The organism is Streptomyces sp. NPDC088157 (genome assembly GCF_044741545.1).
GTDB lineage: Bacteria > Actinomycetota > Actinomycetes > Streptomycetales > Streptomycetaceae > Streptomyces.
Genome location: NZ_JBIUSU010000011.1, coordinates 271,451 through 286,252, shown reverse-complemented (window position 1 = coordinate 286,252; position 14,802 = coordinate 271,451). Strand labels below are relative to the sequence as shown.

The 14,802-nt window shown below is 70.9% G+C and carries 13 protein-coding genes and 1 pseudogene; 3 read left to right on the top strand and 11 right to left on the bottom strand.

Features of this window, described 5'->3' with window-relative positions:
* Positions 1–298, bottom strand: a pseudogene (locus ACIPFH_RS37240) (esterase); the annotation flags it as partial.
* 39 nt (positions 299–337) lie between these two features.
* On the opposite strand from ACIPFH_RS37240, the gene ACIPFH_RS37235 reads away from it, so the two are divergent.
* Both ACIPFH_RS37235 and ACIPFH_RS37230 read left to right on the top strand, forming a co-directional pair.
* Positions 338–802 carry a MarR family winged helix-turn-helix transcriptional regulator gene (locus ACIPFH_RS37235; RefSeq protein WP_401833364.1) on the top strand — a complete coding sequence of 155 codons (465 nt, stop codon included), beginning with the start codon at positions 338–340 and terminating at the stop codon, positions 800–802.
* Positions 803–1,029: 227 nt separating this feature from the next.
* Positions 1,030–2,106, top strand: a complete 1,077-nt coding sequence (locus ACIPFH_RS37230; protein WP_401833367.1) for a helix-turn-helix domain-containing protein — start codon at positions 1,030–1,032, stop codon at positions 2,104–2,106.
* Positions 2,107–2,174: 68 nt separating this feature from the next.
* Here ACIPFH_RS37230 and ACIPFH_RS37225 read toward each other — a convergent pair whose 3' ends face one another.
* Genes ACIPFH_RS37225 through ACIPFH_RS37210 form a run of 4 tightly spaced genes read right to left on the bottom strand, consistent with a single transcriptional unit; the run spans position 2,175 to position 5,179 of the window.
* Complete coding sequence (locus ACIPFH_RS37225; RefSeq protein ID WP_401833368.1) at positions 2,175–2,924, bottom strand: D-Ala-D-Ala carboxypeptidase family metallohydrolase; 750 nt, start codon at positions 2,922–2,924, stop codon at positions 2,175–2,177.
* A 49-nt stretch (positions 2,925–2,973) separates the two neighbouring features.
* A complete protein-coding gene (locus ACIPFH_RS37220) occupies positions 2,974–3,393 on the bottom strand; it encodes a hypothetical protein (protein ID WP_401833371.1) in 420 nt (139 codons plus the stop codon).
* Between the two features lie 26 nt (positions 3,394–3,419).
* Positions 3,420–3,806 (bottom strand): hypothetical protein, encoded by a 387-nt coding sequence (locus ACIPFH_RS37215; protein WP_401833373.1) that lies wholly within the window; start codon positions 3,804–3,806, stop codon positions 3,420–3,422.
* A 26-nt stretch (positions 3,807–3,832) separates the two neighbouring features.
* The gene (locus ACIPFH_RS37210; RefSeq protein ID WP_401833376.1) at positions 3,833–5,179 is read right to left on the bottom strand and encodes a GH25 family lysozyme; all 1,347 of its coding nucleotides are present in this window, start codon (positions 5,177–5,179) and stop codon (positions 3,833–3,835) included.
* 517 nt (positions 5,180–5,696) lie between these two features.
* On the opposite strand from ACIPFH_RS37210, the gene ACIPFH_RS37205 reads away from it, so the two are divergent.
* On the top strand, positions 5,697–7,853 hold the full coding sequence (locus ACIPFH_RS37205; protein WP_401833379.1) for a SpoIIE family protein phosphatase: 2,157 nt from the start codon (positions 5,697–5,699) through the stop codon (positions 7,851–7,853).
* A gap of 336 nt (positions 7,854–8,189) precedes the next feature.
* On the opposite strand, the gene ACIPFH_RS37200 is transcribed toward ACIPFH_RS37205, so the two are convergent.
* The 6 genes from ACIPFH_RS37200 to ACIPFH_RS37175 form a co-directional block, all read right to left on the bottom strand.
* Positions 8,190–9,374: a type III polyketide synthase gene (locus ACIPFH_RS37200; RefSeq protein WP_401833380.1), complete on the bottom strand. Its 1,185-nt coding sequence runs from the start codon at positions 9,372–9,374 to the stop codon at positions 8,190–8,192.
* A 437-nt stretch (positions 9,375–9,811) separates the two neighbouring features.
* A complete protein-coding gene (locus ACIPFH_RS37195) occupies positions 9,812–10,786 on the bottom strand; it encodes an NAD(P)H-binding protein (protein WP_401833383.1) in 975 nt (324 codons plus the stop codon).
* Positions 10,787–11,087: 301 nt separating this feature from the next.
* The gene (locus tag ACIPFH_RS37190) at positions 11,088–11,789 is read right to left on the bottom strand and encodes an SDR family oxidoreductase (protein ID WP_401833385.1); all 702 of its coding nucleotides are present in this window, start codon (positions 11,787–11,789) and stop codon (positions 11,088–11,090) included.
* A 33-nt stretch (positions 11,790–11,822) separates the two neighbouring features.
* On the bottom strand, positions 11,823–12,452 hold the full coding sequence (locus tag ACIPFH_RS37185) for a CocE/NonD family hydrolase (protein ID WP_401833387.1): 630 nt from the start codon (positions 12,450–12,452) through the stop codon (positions 11,823–11,825).
* A 478-nt stretch (positions 12,453–12,930) separates the two neighbouring features.
* Positions 12,931–13,500 (bottom strand): TetR/AcrR family transcriptional regulator, encoded by a 570-nt coding sequence (locus tag ACIPFH_RS37180; protein ID WP_401833390.1) that lies wholly within the window; start codon positions 13,498–13,500, stop codon positions 12,931–12,933.
* A 153-nt stretch (positions 13,501–13,653) separates the two neighbouring features.
* Positions 13,654–14,760: a DUF3533 domain-containing protein gene (locus ACIPFH_RS37175; RefSeq protein WP_401833393.1), complete on the bottom strand. Its 1,107-nt coding sequence runs from the start codon at positions 14,758–14,760 to the stop codon at positions 13,654–13,656.
* Positions 14,761–14,802: the final 42 nt, after the last annotated feature.

Sequence of the window (14,802 nt, the reverse complement as noted above, 5' to 3'; positions counted from 1 at the left end):
TCTCACCCGACTGCACCTCGTCGACCGCCTTACGCCCCTCCGCCGGCGCCAGATCGAAAAGGTACGGCGGGTTCGCGGTCGCCTCGGCGAACGCCTGAGCGGCAGGCTCGAGCACGGGACGGGCGCCGGTGGTGCTGGTGACGGCGTTCATGGCGATCTCCTCGGATCGGGTGCCACGGGCTGGCTCGGGCGGCGGTCTTCGCCGTGGAGCGGCGGCACCCGAGAAGAGTAGCGCGCGATTAAGTCGTGCACAACTAAATATCGCGCTATACAATCGAGGAGACCTCACCGATACGATGTGACCGTCATGCACAGCTCAGAAGCCAGGAGTCGCACCGTGGCCGCAGCCGGAGCCGAACCGACGCGCGACGACGGTTCGCTACTACTGGACGACCAGCTCTGCTTCGCCCTCTACGCCGCCTCGCGCGCCGTCACCGCGCGCTACCGGCCACTGCTGGACGAACTCGGACTGACCTATCCGCAATACCTGGTCATGCTCACGCTGTGGGAGCGGGACTCGATCTCCGTACGGGACCTGGGCGCCAGCCTCCAGCTCGAGTCGAGCACCCTCTCGCCGCTCCTCAAGCGCCTCGAAGCGGGTGGCCTGCTCCGCCGCGAACGGCGCGCGGAGGACGAGCGTTCCGTGGCGATCCGCCTCACCGACTCCGGCGCCGAACTCCGCGAACGGGCCTCCACAGTGCCGCTCGCGATCGGTGACGCCATGGGCCTGACCCCCGAGCAGGACGCCATGGCCAAGCAACTGCTCCGCCTGCTCACCGCCAACGTCAGCCCGGACGCCTGACGTCCGGCACCCGCCCGGCCCTCCGGGCCGCCCGCCGGTCCCGGGGGTGCGGGTTGACACTCTGTCAAATACCGTATTTCAAAAGGGCGTTGACGAATATGTTCTGACAGCGAAAGGCGCACTCACTCCATTTCGCGGTGTAGCTTCTACCCGTCAGTAGGGGCTTGAGCAAGGGTGGAAGTGTGGTTGCCTCTCCGCAAACCGATAGATTCGCCGCCCGTCTCAGGATGCTGAAGGACCGCAGCGGCCGGGGCTACGACCGCCTCGGCAAGGAAGCGGGCGTCAGCAGTTCGAGCCTGCATCGGTACTGCTCCGGCCTCAGCGTCCCGACGGACTACCGGGTGGTGCACGCCTTCGCCAAGGTGTGCGGCGCCAGCGCGGAGGAGCTCCGCGAACTCCACCGGCTGTGGGCGCTGGCGGACACCGACCGGGACGTACCGGCTGTGAGCGCCAAGGAGAACCCGACACCGGAACCGGACGGACCAGCCGTACCCGCGCAGCCCGGCCCCGGGCCGGAGGAGCCTGTCCCGTCGGCGCGGACGAGCCACGGACCGGCCGAAGCCGCCCCTGCGGAGATCACCCCCGACAGGACCGAGGAGCCGCGCCGGTCCCGGGTGCCCGAGAAGCTGACCTCCCGTTTCGCGATACTGGCCGCCGTGGTCGCGGTGGTACTGGTGGCCGGCTTCGTATGGCTGCCCGCCGGACGCCCCGCCAGTGCCTCACCGGCGGCCGGTGCCCCGTCCTCGGCCGGGGACGGGCTGCTGTACTCCCCCGCGTGCCGGTCGGTGAGCATGGGACAGCACGACGAGTGCGTGCGCGAGGTCCAGCGCCTGCTGGTGCGGGCGAAGGGCAGGCTCGCCGTCGACGGGGACTTCGGGCCGGAGACCCTGCGCAGACTGACCGCGTTCCAGGTGCTGACGGGTATGCCGGCCAACAACGTGGTCGACGAGGCCACCAAGAACGCGCTCTACGCGCAGAAGGTCAGCATGGCGACGTGGTCGCCGGCCCGGGTGGCGAAGCGGATCCGTGAGGTGTTCACCGAGGATCCCGGCACGGCCGTGGCCATCGCCCGCTGTGCGTCGTTCCTCGACCCGCTGTGGGTGCTGCCCAACACCAACGGCAGCCGCAACTGGGGCCTGTTCCAGATCTCCGACGCCCGTCTGCGGGAGCTCGACGGCACCCCGCTGCGGGCGTTCGACCCGGAGTGGAACATCAACGCCGCCCACCGTCTGTGGGCCGCTCAGCATGACTTCCACGACTGGCCCTCCTGCGAGGCGGCGCTGAAGGACACGCCGAAGAGCTGAAGCGCGGAGCCCCGGGGACCGCCGCCGCGGTACCCGGGGCCACCCACTCCGGATCACCCGGGGCGGCGTCAGACCGTGCCGCTCTCCCACCACCAGTCACGGCCGAGGTCAGCCCTGCTGTCGACGTGCTGGTGGTCGACGGTATACCGCTCCAGCCCGGAGAAGCCGCAGGTCTCCGCCTTCTGGTAGACGGTCTTGGTGGCCACGCCGGGGACGTCGAGGTCGGCCGCGGTGCCGTACAGGTGCATGCTGTCGCTGGCCCCGCCGATGTCGGCGTTGTGCTCGATGCTGCGGAAGCCGGAGTTGACCGTGATCGGCTTGTCGCCGAGCTTCTTGCGCAGGGCCTCCAGCTTGTACATACAGCGGCGGGCGTTCTCCTTCACCTGGGCCGCGCTCAGCTTGCCGCCGTTGAAGGTGCCGCTCGACTGGTCCACGAACTCGCTCCAGTTGAAGTGAACCGTGGAGCCGTCCGACTGCTCCAGCGCGTTGAGCTTCGCCTGGGTGTTGGGTCCGACGCTGGCGTCGGCGGTGAGACCGTACGCCGCCTGGAACCGCTTCACGGCCGCGGCCGTGCCGGGGCCGAAGTCCCCGTCGACGCCGACCCGGGTGTGACTGGCGCTGTCGGCCGCCCAGCCCGCGACCCGGATCTGCAGCTCGGTCACATCGGCGCCGGTGTCGCCCTGCTCCAGGGTGCGCGACCACGAGTAGGCCTGCGCGACACCCGGGAACAGCAGCTGGCCGAACGCTGCGCCGACACCGGCGGCCAGCGTGCCTCGCAGCATGGTGCGGCGGTCGATGGGACGGAAGGAAGAGGTCATCGTCGTCCTTTCGGGACGGTGGTGCGGGAAGAGGTGCTGCGGGAGGTGGTCAGTAGGCGATCTGGAACGTGACGTTCTGCGCGTCGGTGTCATAGGCGTGCACGCGCAGGACGAAGTGGGTGCCGTCCTTGACGTCGGTGGCGACGGTCGCCCACTCGGTGCCGTGGGTGGAGTACGTGTCGTCGTGGTTGCACTTGGTGGTGTGGTCGACGAACACCACACAGGCGTCCAGGAACGCCCCCTCCGGCGTGTTCGCGCTGAGTCGAATGTTGATGTCACCGCACCGCGAGGACGTGGTGTAGGTGCCGTACTCCTTGGGTGCTGTCTGGTAGTGGTACGTCAGGGTCTTGGCGCCGCCGTAGCAGCTGACCGCGGCGGTCGAGGGCTGTGCGGAGGCGGGCGCGACGCCCACTCCCAGCAACGCGGCCGCGGTGAACACAACCGAGACGAACGCCCTGCTTCCGATCATGGTGGTCTCCGTTCGGGTGAGGGGGGTCAGAAGGCGATCTGGATGGTGGCGGAACTGCCCTCGAGATCCACTCCGTTGGGCACCGTGAACCTGGTGCCGTCCAGGACGTCGGTGGCGATGGTCGTCCAGCTCCGGCGGACTTCGGTCCACCGGTTGCAGACGCCGGTCCTCTCGAACTTCACGCAGGCGACGACGTAGTCCGCGTCGCCGCCGGTGACGCGCATGTTGATGTCGGTACAGCGGCTCGTGGTCCGGTACGGGCCGAAGTCGCGCACGTCCCCGTAGTGCACCGTGACTGCCCCGCCGTAACAGCTCGTGGCGGTGGCGGCGGCGGCCGAGGCCGGCGCCGGAACGGCGAAGCCCAGGGCGACGAGCAGGGCGACGAGCAACGCGCGTGCGAACCGGTCGATCATGGGGGTCCTCCTCGATACGGCCGGGATCACCGGTTGGCCAGCCGGTCCAGATCGGCCTGGGTGCCGTTGAACACGTCCCCGGTCGCCGGCGCCTGGATGCCCGGGAAGAGCGCGGCGTCGGTGTACTGCCACATCGCCCAGGTCGTCGAGCCGCTGGGCACCGGCGGCTGGGTGATCGACTGGCGGTAGTCCGCGAGTTGCAGCGGATACCGGGCGAAGGCGGTGGTCGAACCCAGGCAGTCGTCCAGGAAGGACTTCTGGGTGTAGATGACCGGTGTACGGCCGAACGCCGCCTCCACCCTGTCGAGCCAGACCCTGGCGTCGCCCACCGTGCCGTAGGTGGGACAGCGTCCGCTGCCGTCGTCCATGCGTTCCAGGTCGAATATGGGCGGCAGGTCGCCCGCGCGCTGCCCGGTGTAGCCGGTCGCCCGAACCGCGGCGATGAACCGGTCGGCCTGCGCGCCACCCGTGTCGGGCGACGTGCCCGTGTAGAAGTGGTAGGGCGCGACGGCCAGCCCCGCCGCCCTGGCCGCCCCGAGATCGGTGGCGAGGTATTCGTCGGTGACGTTCAGACCCCGGGTGGCCTTGACCGTCGCGAACTCGACCCCCGAGGCCCGTACGGCCTTCCAGTCGATCGGCGCGCCGCCGGGGTGCTGGTACTTGGCCGTGTCCAGGCCGTCGATCGGGTAGCCGGCGGGACGCGGTGGCGCGCAGTACGTGTCACGGCTGGACCAGTCCGTCAGTTTCGCCCAGGTGTTCGGGCCCACGGTGCCGTCGGCACTGAGGTTGGCGCAGTGCTGGAGCTCGATGACGCGGGCCTCGGTCCCACCCCCGAAGTCTCCGTCGATCGTCAGCGGCGGATGGTGGAACGGCTCCATGGCCAGGTTCAGCCGGCACTGGACCTCCTCGACCTCGACGCCCTTCGCTCCCCGCTTCAGCGTCGGACGGGTGTCGGTGTGGCCGCACACGGTCGTCTGCGTCGTGCGCGACGCGCCCTGGTTCGCACAGCTGTGCGGTTGCGCGGCCCAGGTGTTCAGCGCCGCCCAGGTCTGCGGGCCGAGCACACCGTCCACGCCCAGCCCGGCGCACCGCTGGAACTCCTCGACCCGCGTCTCCGTCGCCGACCCGAACGAGCCGTCCGCCGCGATCGGTGTGTACCGGCTGGGCTTCGTCGCCAGGTTGAGCTCGCACTGCGCCTCGATCGCCGAGTCCCCCGTCGATCCCCGCTGCAGTGTGGGTTGTGCGCTCGTGTGCCCGCAGACCGCGACCGCGGTGGCAGCGGACTCCGCCGCCTGCACGGCGGTGGGCCCGTATCCGGCAAGGACCGCTGCCACGGCGAGGGTCAGACCCCGCAGAAGCGTCCTTCGTCCCATGTGATGTTCCCCCCTCGAGAGTGACCGGGAGCCCCCGGCTCAGGTCATGCTGGCAGCGGCCGTCCGTAAGCGGATCGACTCGCCCCGGATCGGGATGCCGGGACAGTCCCACGCCTGTGACCTGCGGAAACGGATCACCGCTGGGATGCGTGTGGGATACGGACGGCGCACGGGGCGCTGGAGGCCGATGCGCCGGCACCTGCCCTGCGGACGGGGCCCGCCGCTCACCCGCCCCCGCGCGCGCCCCCACGGCGGACTCGGACCGGCCATCACGGTCGGCGCGCGGTGGAACCGCGGTGGCCGTCGAATCCTGGCGGGCGGTGCCCCGGCCGGGTGAGCGTGGCCCCACCGACCGCGGTACTCCCGCACTGTCGGCGTTCACCGCGCGATCCGCTGGTGTGTGCGAAGCGACCCCCGGTGTTATTCAATGAGGTGTGCGGTCAGGGATCTCGGGGCCCCGTCGCACGGGTCCGAGTAACGACCCCGGCGCTGCGCCGGGGATTGCCGAGAGAGCCGCATGGACTCCACGCCCTCGCCCTCATCGCCGTTCGAGCTGGTCAGCAGCGCCCTGGGGCGCTACATCCCGCGCGGCGGATCGGCAGCGGCCACCGGTCCCGATGACGCGCAGGATGACCGCGCCGCCCGCCCACGCGCACCGGACAACCCGGCAGCCGACCGTCACGACCAGATCCTCGGCGTCGTCAACCTGGACGGGGATCTGAGAATCACCCGCTGCAATCTCGACGCCGCCGTGTTCGCGGGCCTGGACCCCGTGGCCGGGAGCGCTTTCGCCGATCTCCTGCCTCCCGGGGACATACCGACGGTCACCCGGCGGTTGCGGCAGGTCCTGGAGATCGGTGAGGCGCACGTCGCCCGGATCCAGCGCCTGCGACGCGGCGACGGGTCGGAGCTGGTGGTCTCGATGAGCATCCTGCCCGCCGCGGCGCCTCAGGAGGGCCTGACCGTCTCCTTGATCGCCATGGCCAGACGGCTGCACCTGTACGCCGCCGAGACCGCGATCGGCACCTCGCTGGACATCGGCGAGACCGCGCAGTCGCTGGCGGAGTCCCTGCTGGCCTGGGGAGACGTGGCCGCCGTCGACCTCGACTTCGCCGTGTGGACGGGCGAGGGAGTCACCGAACAGGCGCAGGGGCGAATCCGGCTACGGCGGGCAGCCCTGGTCCCGGACCGCGTGTGGCCCGAGGGTTACGTGACTCCGGGCGGTGATCTGCCGAGCGACGCGAGTCGCCTGCTGGCGCAGGCGGTACGCCGGGACGACGCCCCGCAGGCCATCGTCATACCGGACCGGGAGGCGGTGGAGCGGCTGCTCGGCAGTCCGCGAGTGATCCGTGCCCTGGTGCCCGGTGACCGGTCGGCGGGGGTGGCGTGCATACCGCTGGTCCTGGACGGCGCGCCGCCGGTCGTGCTGGGCGTGGCGGAGGTCTGGCGGCGGGCGGACTCCTCCTTCCGCGACAGCGAGTTGTTCGACCTGCAGGAACTGGTGGCCAGGACCGCCCATCACGTCGACCTGGCTCGTCAGCACCAGCGCGAGCACACGCAGGTGCTGGCGTTGCAGCGCCGGCTGCTGCCCCGGAGCGGCGGCGACACCCTTGAGATCGCCAGCGTCTATCAGCCCGCCACCCCCGACAGCGCCGGTGTCGGCGGCGACTGGGTGAACAGTTTTCCGCTGCCGGACGGCCGTACCGCGCTGGTGGTCGGCGACGTCGTCGGGCACGGCCTGGGAGCCGCGGCAGCCATGGGCCAGCTGAGCATGGAGGCGCGCGCACTGCTGTCCGCGGGGCTGGCACCCGACGAGGTGCTGGAGCATTTGGACGAGACCGTGACGCTGCTGGACGACGCGGAGTCCGGGCTGGCGGCCGGCTACAGCGCCCTCGGCTCCACCTGCTGCATCGCCCTCTACGACCCCGTCAGCCATCAGGTGACGCTCTCCAGCGCCGGTCACCTTCCCCCGGTCCTGGTGCTTCCGGACGGGCACGCGGGCCCGCTCGCTGTCCGCCCTCACCCCGGCCTGGGCGCCGAGTTCGCGTTGCGTGAGCCGTTCGAGGTGCACACGTTCGGCGCGCCTCCCGGCTCCCTGCTCGCCCTCTACACCGACGGCCTGGTGGAGGACCGGGCCCTGTCGATCGACGAGGGCATCGGCAGGCTGGCGGAGGCCGTGTCCACGGTGCATCCCTGGGACGCCCTGCAACAGGCCGCGCGGCACGTCGTCTCCACGCTGGCGCCCGTGCGTCAGCGCGACGACGTGACCCTGCTGCTCGCGCGCATGATCGGCTACCGAAAGGGGGACACCGCGACCTGGCGGCTGCCCGCCCGCGACGACGCGCCCGCCCGTGCCCGCGCCCACGTCTCCGCGCTGCTGCGGCGGTGGCACACCACGGGCCACACCCGGGACGACGTGCCGCTGCTGGTCAGCGAGCTGGTGACGAACGCGGTGCGCTTCGCCACCGGGCCCATCACGATCCGACTGATCAGGGCCCGTCACGGTCTGCTGTGCGAGGTGGGCGACACCGGCAACGGCAGGCCACGTCTGAGCCCTGGCGGCCTCCTCGACGACGGCGGGCGCGGCCTGCACATCGTGCACAGGCTCACCACCCGGTGGGGGGTGCGGTGGACGGACACCGGCAAAGTGGTCTGGGCGGAGGTCGCGAGGTGACGCGGCTGCCGGCGGGGCGCGGCCGGGGTACACGACCGCTGCGCGGGTAGGTGCGTCGTGCGCGTCAGCCGACGCCGCCGACAGTGCGGACGGCGCCCTCAGCGGTAGGGGTGGCGTGGCCGGTGACGCGAGCGGCGCCCTTCGCGGTAGAGGTGGAGTGGCAGGTGACGCGAGCGGCGCCCTTCGCGGTAGAGGTGGAGTGGCAGGTGACGCGAGCGGCGCCCTTCGCGGTAGAGGTGGAGTGGCAGGTGACGCGAACGGCGCGTCTGCCGGTTCGGGGGGAGTGGCCGGTGACGCGAGCGGCCCGCCTGCCGGTTCGGGTGGCGCGGGCTCGCATTACAGCCATTCCCCTTCCAGGGCGGTGGCGGTGAGGCCCGGTGCCGCCGCGTACAGGACGGCGCGATCGCCCGGCTTCTGCCCGGCGTCGTGCGCCCGCCTCACGATGTCGAACACGGCGGCGCCTCCGCGGTTGCCGCTGGTGTAGCTGTCCCGGCTGTACTCCAGCAGCCCCGCCGGCCATGCGTCGGGCATCGTCTGCTCCATGTACTCCAGCACCCGGGTCCCGCCGGGGTGCGCGAGCAGCACGTCGGGGTGCCAGGAGTCCGGGTCGTCCTGGTAACGGACGCGCAGCCACTCCCACATCGCGGTGACCGTCTCCTGTACGGCGCGCGGCCCGCGCCGGTCCATCACGAAGTGGGCGCCGTCCGCGCGTGTCTCCAGGCGGTGCAGGTCCTGGGTGCCGGGCAGGGTGTGGTGCCAGGCGGCGTCCAGCCGCAGCACCGACTCGCGCCTCGGGCGGCCCGTGACCACCGCGGCGACCGCGGTGTCCGCGAACAGCAAGCGGACGATCAGGGACTCGATGGTGTCGTCCGCGGGCTGGTAGGTGGTGCTCAGCGCCTCCGCGATCACGACCAGGACCACCCGTTCGGGGTCCGCGGCCACGAGATCCGCCGCCAGGGCCAGGGAGCGGGTTCCCGCGATGCAGGCCCACTGCGTGGCCGGCAGCAGCATCACGTCGTCGCGCAGCGAAAGCCTGTTGGCCAGGGAGACGTCCAGACCCGGCAGCGCCGGGGTGGTGGAGTGACTGGTGATCAGACAGTCGACGTCCGCGGCGTCCAGCCCGGCGATCTGCAGGGCCCCGCGCGCCGCGCGCTCCCCGTAGGACTGCACGGCCTCCCAGGCCGGGGCGGTGCGCTCCTGGACGGTCTGCGGCGTGGGTATCGCCTCGAGGGCGGCGATCACGCGGTCCACGTCCTGCTGGGTGAACCCGTCGCGTGCCAGCGCCTTTTGGGCGGGCTCGATGCCGACAGCCCGCAGGCCGCCGCCGTCGCCGGGCGCGACGGCGGTCTCCAACGGCAGCATCCACCCACGGGACTCGATGCCCGTACTTGCCGCGATGCCGTCGATCCGCGGTGCCCACGCCGCGTGCGGGTGCCGGTCGCGCACCTCCGCCACGATCTGGCTGGTCTCCACGGCGTGCTCACCGTGTATCACGGCAGGAGGACAGAGGTAAGCGGCCATGATGGGCACCTTTCCAGGGGAACGAGGAGGAACGTCACGAGGGCTGCGTCATGGGCCACTTCGGAACTGCGCGCCCATGCCGATGGGCTCCGCTTCGGGAGCCGCTCGCCTCGTCGAGCATGGACGCCAAAGGGACATTTCCGCTGTGACTCAGACAACTTGGGCGGCTCTCAGGGGGCGTGATACGGCACACACCACTGAAAACGGGGCCCTCGGACCGGTCCGGTGCCTTCAGCGCCGCGGTCGCCCCCACCTACCTGGCTCGGTACCCGGCGAGGTCGCCACAACAGCGCCACCGGGCACACCGTTCCGCGTCCGGCACCCCGCCGATTCCCTCATGCCTGGGCAGGTGCTCCCAGAAGGTGCGTTCGGCCACCCGCACGCGTCGAAGGGCGGGATCCGACGAGCTGGAGCGATGGCCCGGATCGCTGAGCGGTTCAGGCAGCCGCGAGCCTCCGGATGCGCGGATGGTTCTCCAACGCCCACCGCACGGTCTTCGGCGGGCGTCCGAGCAGGGTTTCGAGCTGGTCGGTGACGCCGCGGTATCCGCCGCCGCCCATCAGCCGGGTCAGGGTCTTCAGGTGCTCCGCGATGTGCGGGAACGCGGCCAGGGCGGTGTCCACATAGGTCTCGTTCCAGGTTTCGACGTCTTCGGGGACGTAAGCGACCTGGCGTCCCAGTGCGGCCGCGTAGTCCTGCGCGAACCCGTGCATGTCCTTCAGTTCCGGGCCGTTGAGGGCGTAGGACTTCGAGACGTGCGGCGCCGGCTCCGCGAGGATCCTCACGCACAGCTCCGCCACGTCGTAACCAGCGACGGGCGCGAGCCGGTGGTCACCGAAGGGCAGACGCAGTTCACCGTTGCCCAGCGGTTCCAGCGCCAGCCAGGTCATCAGGGGGTTCTCGACGAACATGGCCGCCCGGATGTTGACGGTCGGGAGGCCGGACCACTCCAGCACCTGCTCGGCGACCCAGTGGGCCCGTTGCTGCGGCGACCAGTTGGCGACGAGTCCGCCGAGCCACGCACGTCGTTCTTCCTCCGGCGCGGTCATCCTGTCGAACGTCATGAACGACTGCTCGTACTCGGAGATGTTGACGAAGACCTCGATGTCACCCCGCGCCCGCGCCGCCGCGGCCATCAGGCTGACGGCGTCGGTGTAGTACGGCGACAGGCTCATGCTGAAGTAGATGCGTCGGACGCCCTTCAACGCGGCGCTCACATCGGCAATGGTGAGCAGGTCGCCGACGAAGACCTCGGCACCCGCCTGGCGGAGCGAGTGCGCGCGCTCGTCGTCCTGGCGCACGAACGCCCGCACCGGGTGCCCCTGTTCGAGCAGCATGCCGACCATCGTTCGGCTCACACCACCGATCTCGCCGGAGGCACCGGTGATCAGGATGGGATTGCGCTCAGGCATCAATGTGTCCTCTGTCCGGTGGGGGGAGTCAGTTGTCGAGAAGCCACGAGGCGGATGCCGCGCGGCCTCATCGGGACGCGGGGCCGTCGACGCCGGCGAGCCGAGGAGTGCGGTGTCGACCGCGGCGGGACGCTCCTGCTGTGTCCAGTGGCCGCAACCCGGCAGCACCACCGGGCCGTGCAGAAGAGGCGCGACAGCGGTCAACGGGTGCTCCGGCCCGCCCTGGCCACGGAAGCTCTCGGTCGGCGAGCTGCCCCCGTCCGCGGTGCCTGATCTCCTTGCGGTGCGTGAGTGCGTGCCGCTACTTCGCCAACTGGGCGTACATGGCTTCCAGGTCGGCGGACAGCTGGGACTTGACCCAGCGGGTGGTGTCGTCGGCCAGCACCTCGTACGCCCCTGCCTCGATGCCGTCGAGTGCGGCCACGGCGATGTCGCGGGGGTCGGCCTTGGGTGCGTCGACGCCCGAGGTCATGTCGGTGTCCACGTAGGCCATGTGGAGCCCGGTCACCGCTATGCCGCGCGGCTGCAACTCCAGACGCAGCGAGTTGGTCTGCGACCACAGGGCGGCCTTGGAGGCGCCGTAGGGCGTGCCGTCGGCCAGCCAGGACAGAACGGAGTGGGCGTTGAGGATGTGACCCCCGCCGTTGCGCTCGATGACCGGCACGAAGGCCCGGGTGACCAGCAGCGGCCCGTAGAAGTTGGTATCCAGATCCCGGCGCACCTCCTCCATCGGGGAGTTGAGGTACGAAGCGCGGACGGAGGCCCCGGCGTTGTTGATCAGGATGGTGACGTCCTGGGCCTGCTCGGCGGCGGCTGCCACGGATGCCGGGTCGGTGGCCTCGAGCGCCAGCGCAACGGCATCGGGGTGGGTCACCGTGCGCGGGTCACGGGCCGTGGCGTAGACCTTGCCGGCGCCGCGCGCGTAGAGCTCCTCGACCAGCACCCTGCCGATGCCCCGGCTGCCTCCGGTGACGAGGACGTTGGCGCCCTTGATTGCTGTCATGACTACCTCCACCAAGATGAAAACCGATCGGTTTCACCACTGTAAACCGATCGGTTTCGTCATGCAAGTCGGTTGAGCGGCGGATGACCACGGCGTGCGGTGTCGCCGTGGAGCCGGGCGCCCGCCTCCGCCGCGTGGATCTCCGGCGCGTCCCATGGGACCGGAATTACCGGCAGGACGATGCGGGACGGCCGGGCGGGGTCGTGGAAGACCTGCTGGTGGGCCACCCGGGCCGTGGTCGCGGTCTCTTCGGGGTCGCCCGTGTTGAGGTTGCGGTCCCAGCACGGGAAGTTGCTGGAGGACCTGGACCCGTATCCGGTGGCCCGCCCTGAAGACGATGCTGGTCGACCACAGGTCCACGACGTGCTCGGCCGCCTCACCCGGTGCCGCCGCGCGCACCCTCACGATGCCGTCGGCCACGTTGAGCGAGACGCCGTTCTCGTCGACGTCGCAATGGCGGGCCACCCAGTCGGTCGAGGGCCCGTCCGTAGCCGCGAAGAGCACCGCACGGACGCGGCCGGTCACCTCCAGGTCCTCGGCGAGCGGTTCCGTGGTGAAGACCAGGACGTCCTCGCGCGCTTCTACGGCAGTCTGGTCGAGCGGCCCGGGACGGAACTCTTCGGTCATCAGGAGTGCGCCGCCGGTGGTCGGCGCCGGATCCATGGGGTCGTAGGTGAAACCTCGGGCTGCTCGGCGGTGGACGGCGGATCCTGCGTCAGGCGCCCGTCCGCGCGCAGGTGGAAGTCCGTGTCCACGGCCCGCGACAGGGGTCCGTGTCCACGGCCCGCGACAGGGGCCATTGCGTCTCCTCGTGCCACTGGTTGATCCCCATGACGCGGACGCAGGGACACCCCGTCGTCGCGGCCGCCGAGGCAGAGGACGATGCGAGACCGGCGAACTCGTCCGGGCCGGCTGGATGAGACTGTGGGAGACGGTGCGTCTGTCGCTGGGTGCCGATGTCCACGCGACCACAAGCTTCTACGCCTGTGGCATGGTCGGCGACACTCCTACGGCCATCGGGCTTTCCTCGGACGGCCGGAAAGCAGGGGCGTGAAGCCGTCGGCGCTGCTCGGGCCGCCGGAGACGGGCTTCGACCCGAAAGAGCGCTTCGGTCTCCGGGCCTGCTCGCACACGGGGTACGTCAGCGCATGCCTGCCGCATCGAGCAGGGTGTCCACCGTGGGTGCGATGAGCCCGGTCAGGTTGTCGGCCTGGATTCCCGCGCGGGCGCTGGCGCCGTCGAAGACCAGGATGAGCTGCCGGGCCAGCAGGTCGGGTTCGCTCGCGCCACCCCGTTCGGCCTCGCCACGGAAGAAGGCCGTCAGGTTCGCCTTGATCCGGTGGGCCACCCGGCTCGCGGGGTGGGTCTGATCCTTGAGCTCGATCTGCACAGCCAGGTACCGGCAGCCTCGGAAGTCGGGCCCACCCGCCTGCGACTCCACCCGCTCGAAGACGTACAGGATCCGCTCGCGGGGGGAACGGCCATCGTCCGCCGGGGGCAGGAGGGTCGCCACGAAGTCAGCGGCACGCTCCTTCAGGCTCGCCGCCAGCAGTTCGTCCTTGCTCTCGAACAGTTGGTACATGGAGCGCTTCGACACCCCCGCCGCCTTGCACAGCGCCTCGACGCCGATGCCGACGCCGTCGCGGTAGGTGAGCGTGGCCGCCGCCTCCAGCAGCCGCTCTCTGGGACTTGGCTTCACGTTGGTGGTCATATCGTGAGGTTAACTCGCATCGGACGAAATAGAAACCGATCGGTTTCAAGGCCCAGCCGCCGGGGCTCTGAGTGGCTTTCAGGCGTCCGCCCGGCGCCGGGCGCATCCCCGGCACTCCGCACAGTGGCCCCGTCCTGGGTGAGCCGCGTTCCGCTACGCCGGGGCAGCGGCCTGATCGGGCTCCGTCTCGGCGGGGATGCGGTGCAGCCCCTTGCGGTCGTACCAGCTGGTCATGCCGAAGCCGAAGAGGACGGCCGCCACGAGGCCGACGGCCATCATGACCCAGCCCCGGGTCGGACCGGCGTCGGCCTGGGCGTCGCAGTACAGGATCGAGCGGATGCCGCCGGTGATCTGCCGCAGCGGCTCGAACTCCGCCAGGAAGCGGTAGAAGCCGGGCAGCGCCTGAATCGGCGTGGTGGCGTTGGCCGTCGGCACCGCCATCCCGATGAAGACCAGCGTGACCACCAGCATGCCGGGCGTGCCGAACACGGCGAGGAGGGTGAGCGCGCCGGTCCCGGCGACGGCAATGGCGCACACCGAGTACAGCCACAGCAGCGGCAGGTGGGAGGCGTCCATGCCCATGAGGCCGACCGCGCCCGCCATGACCAGCGTGCCCATCAGCAGGGACAGCCCGGCCATGAGGGTGCCGCCGATGGCGAGGGTCTGCACCCGCGTCGCGCGGACCAGCGGGCGGTGCAGGCGCAGTGGGCCCATGTCGTTGTGGGTGTAGCCGAGGGCGTGGTCCACCTGGCCGCTGATGACGTTGGCGGAGAGCATGCCGCAGACCACCAGGACGAGCGCGTAGTAGAACGCCGTCAGACCCAGGCCACTGTGCGCGTCGAGCGGGTGGCCGTCCCTCACCGTGACGGCGGCCGGGTCGGCCAGCAGGACGCGTGCCGCGGCGGGCAACTGCGCCTGTCCGGCCCCACTCCGGGCCGTCAGCTCCCTGCCCACCTGGAGCGAGGCGCTCTCGGCCGCCTGCGTCGTCGCCGTCCTGGCCAGAGCGGAGCCCACGCTGCCGGCGGACTGGTTGGTCAGCACCGTCAGCGTCGGGCGGGCCGGGGCCCCGGTGGTCGCGGCGCCGGTGGTCGCGGCGCCGGTGAGTGCGGCGCCGGTGGTCGCGGCGCCGGTGAGTGCGGTGGTGGCGGAGGTGAAGTCGGCGGGGGCGACGAGCGCGCCGTACAGCTTGCCCTTGCCGAGTTCCTCCTTCATCTCCTTCTCGTCCATCACCTTCCAGTCGACTCCGGTCCTGGACAGCACACTCGTATCCGCAGCGGGCCGGACAGCTTCATTGCGGGCCGG

Excerpts from the sequence above, each read along its gene's own strand:
- ACIPFH_RS37210 (WP_401833376.1), bottom strand. The coding sequence starts at position 5,179 with ATGGGACGAAGGACGCTTCTGCGGGGTCTGACCCTCGCCGTGGCAGCG.
- ACIPFH_RS37180 (WP_401833390.1), bottom strand. The coding sequence starts at position 13,500 with ATGACCACCAACGTGAAGCCAAGTCCCAGAGAGCGGCTGCTGGAGGCG.
- ACIPFH_RS37205 (WP_401833379.1), top strand. The coding sequence starts at position 5,697 with ATGGACTCCACGCCCTCGCCCTCATCGCCGTTCGAGCTGGTCAGCAGC.
- ACIPFH_RS37220 (WP_401833371.1), bottom strand. The coding sequence starts at position 3,393 with ATGATCGGAAGCAGGGCGTTCGTCTCGGTTGTGTTCACCGCGGCCGCG.
- ACIPFH_RS37230 (WP_401833367.1), top strand. The coding sequence starts at position 1,030 with ATGCTGAAGGACCGCAGCGGCCGGGGCTACGACCGCCTCGGCAAGGAA.
- ACIPFH_RS37190 (WP_401833385.1), bottom strand. The coding sequence starts at position 11,789 with ATGACAGCAATCAAGGGCGCCAACGTCCTCGTCACCGGAGGCAGCCGG.
- ACIPFH_RS37200 (WP_401833380.1), bottom strand. The coding sequence starts at position 9,374 with ATGGCCGCTTACCTCTGTCCTCCTGCCGTGATACACGGTGAGCACGCC.
- ACIPFH_RS37185 (WP_401833387.1), bottom strand. The coding sequence starts at position 12,452 with ATGGATCCGGCGCCGACCACCGGCGGCGCACTCCTGATGACCGAAGAG.
- ACIPFH_RS37195 (WP_401833383.1), bottom strand. The coding sequence starts at position 10,786 with ATGCCTGAGCGCAATCCCATCCTGATCACCGGTGCCTCCGGCGAGATC.
- ACIPFH_RS37215 (WP_401833373.1), bottom strand. The coding sequence starts at position 3,806 with ATGATCGACCGGTTCGCACGCGCGTTGCTCGTCGCCCTGCTCGTCGCC.
- ACIPFH_RS37225 (WP_401833368.1), bottom strand. The coding sequence starts at position 2,924 with ATGACCTCTTCCTTCCGTCCCATCGACCGCCGCACCATGCTGCGAGGC.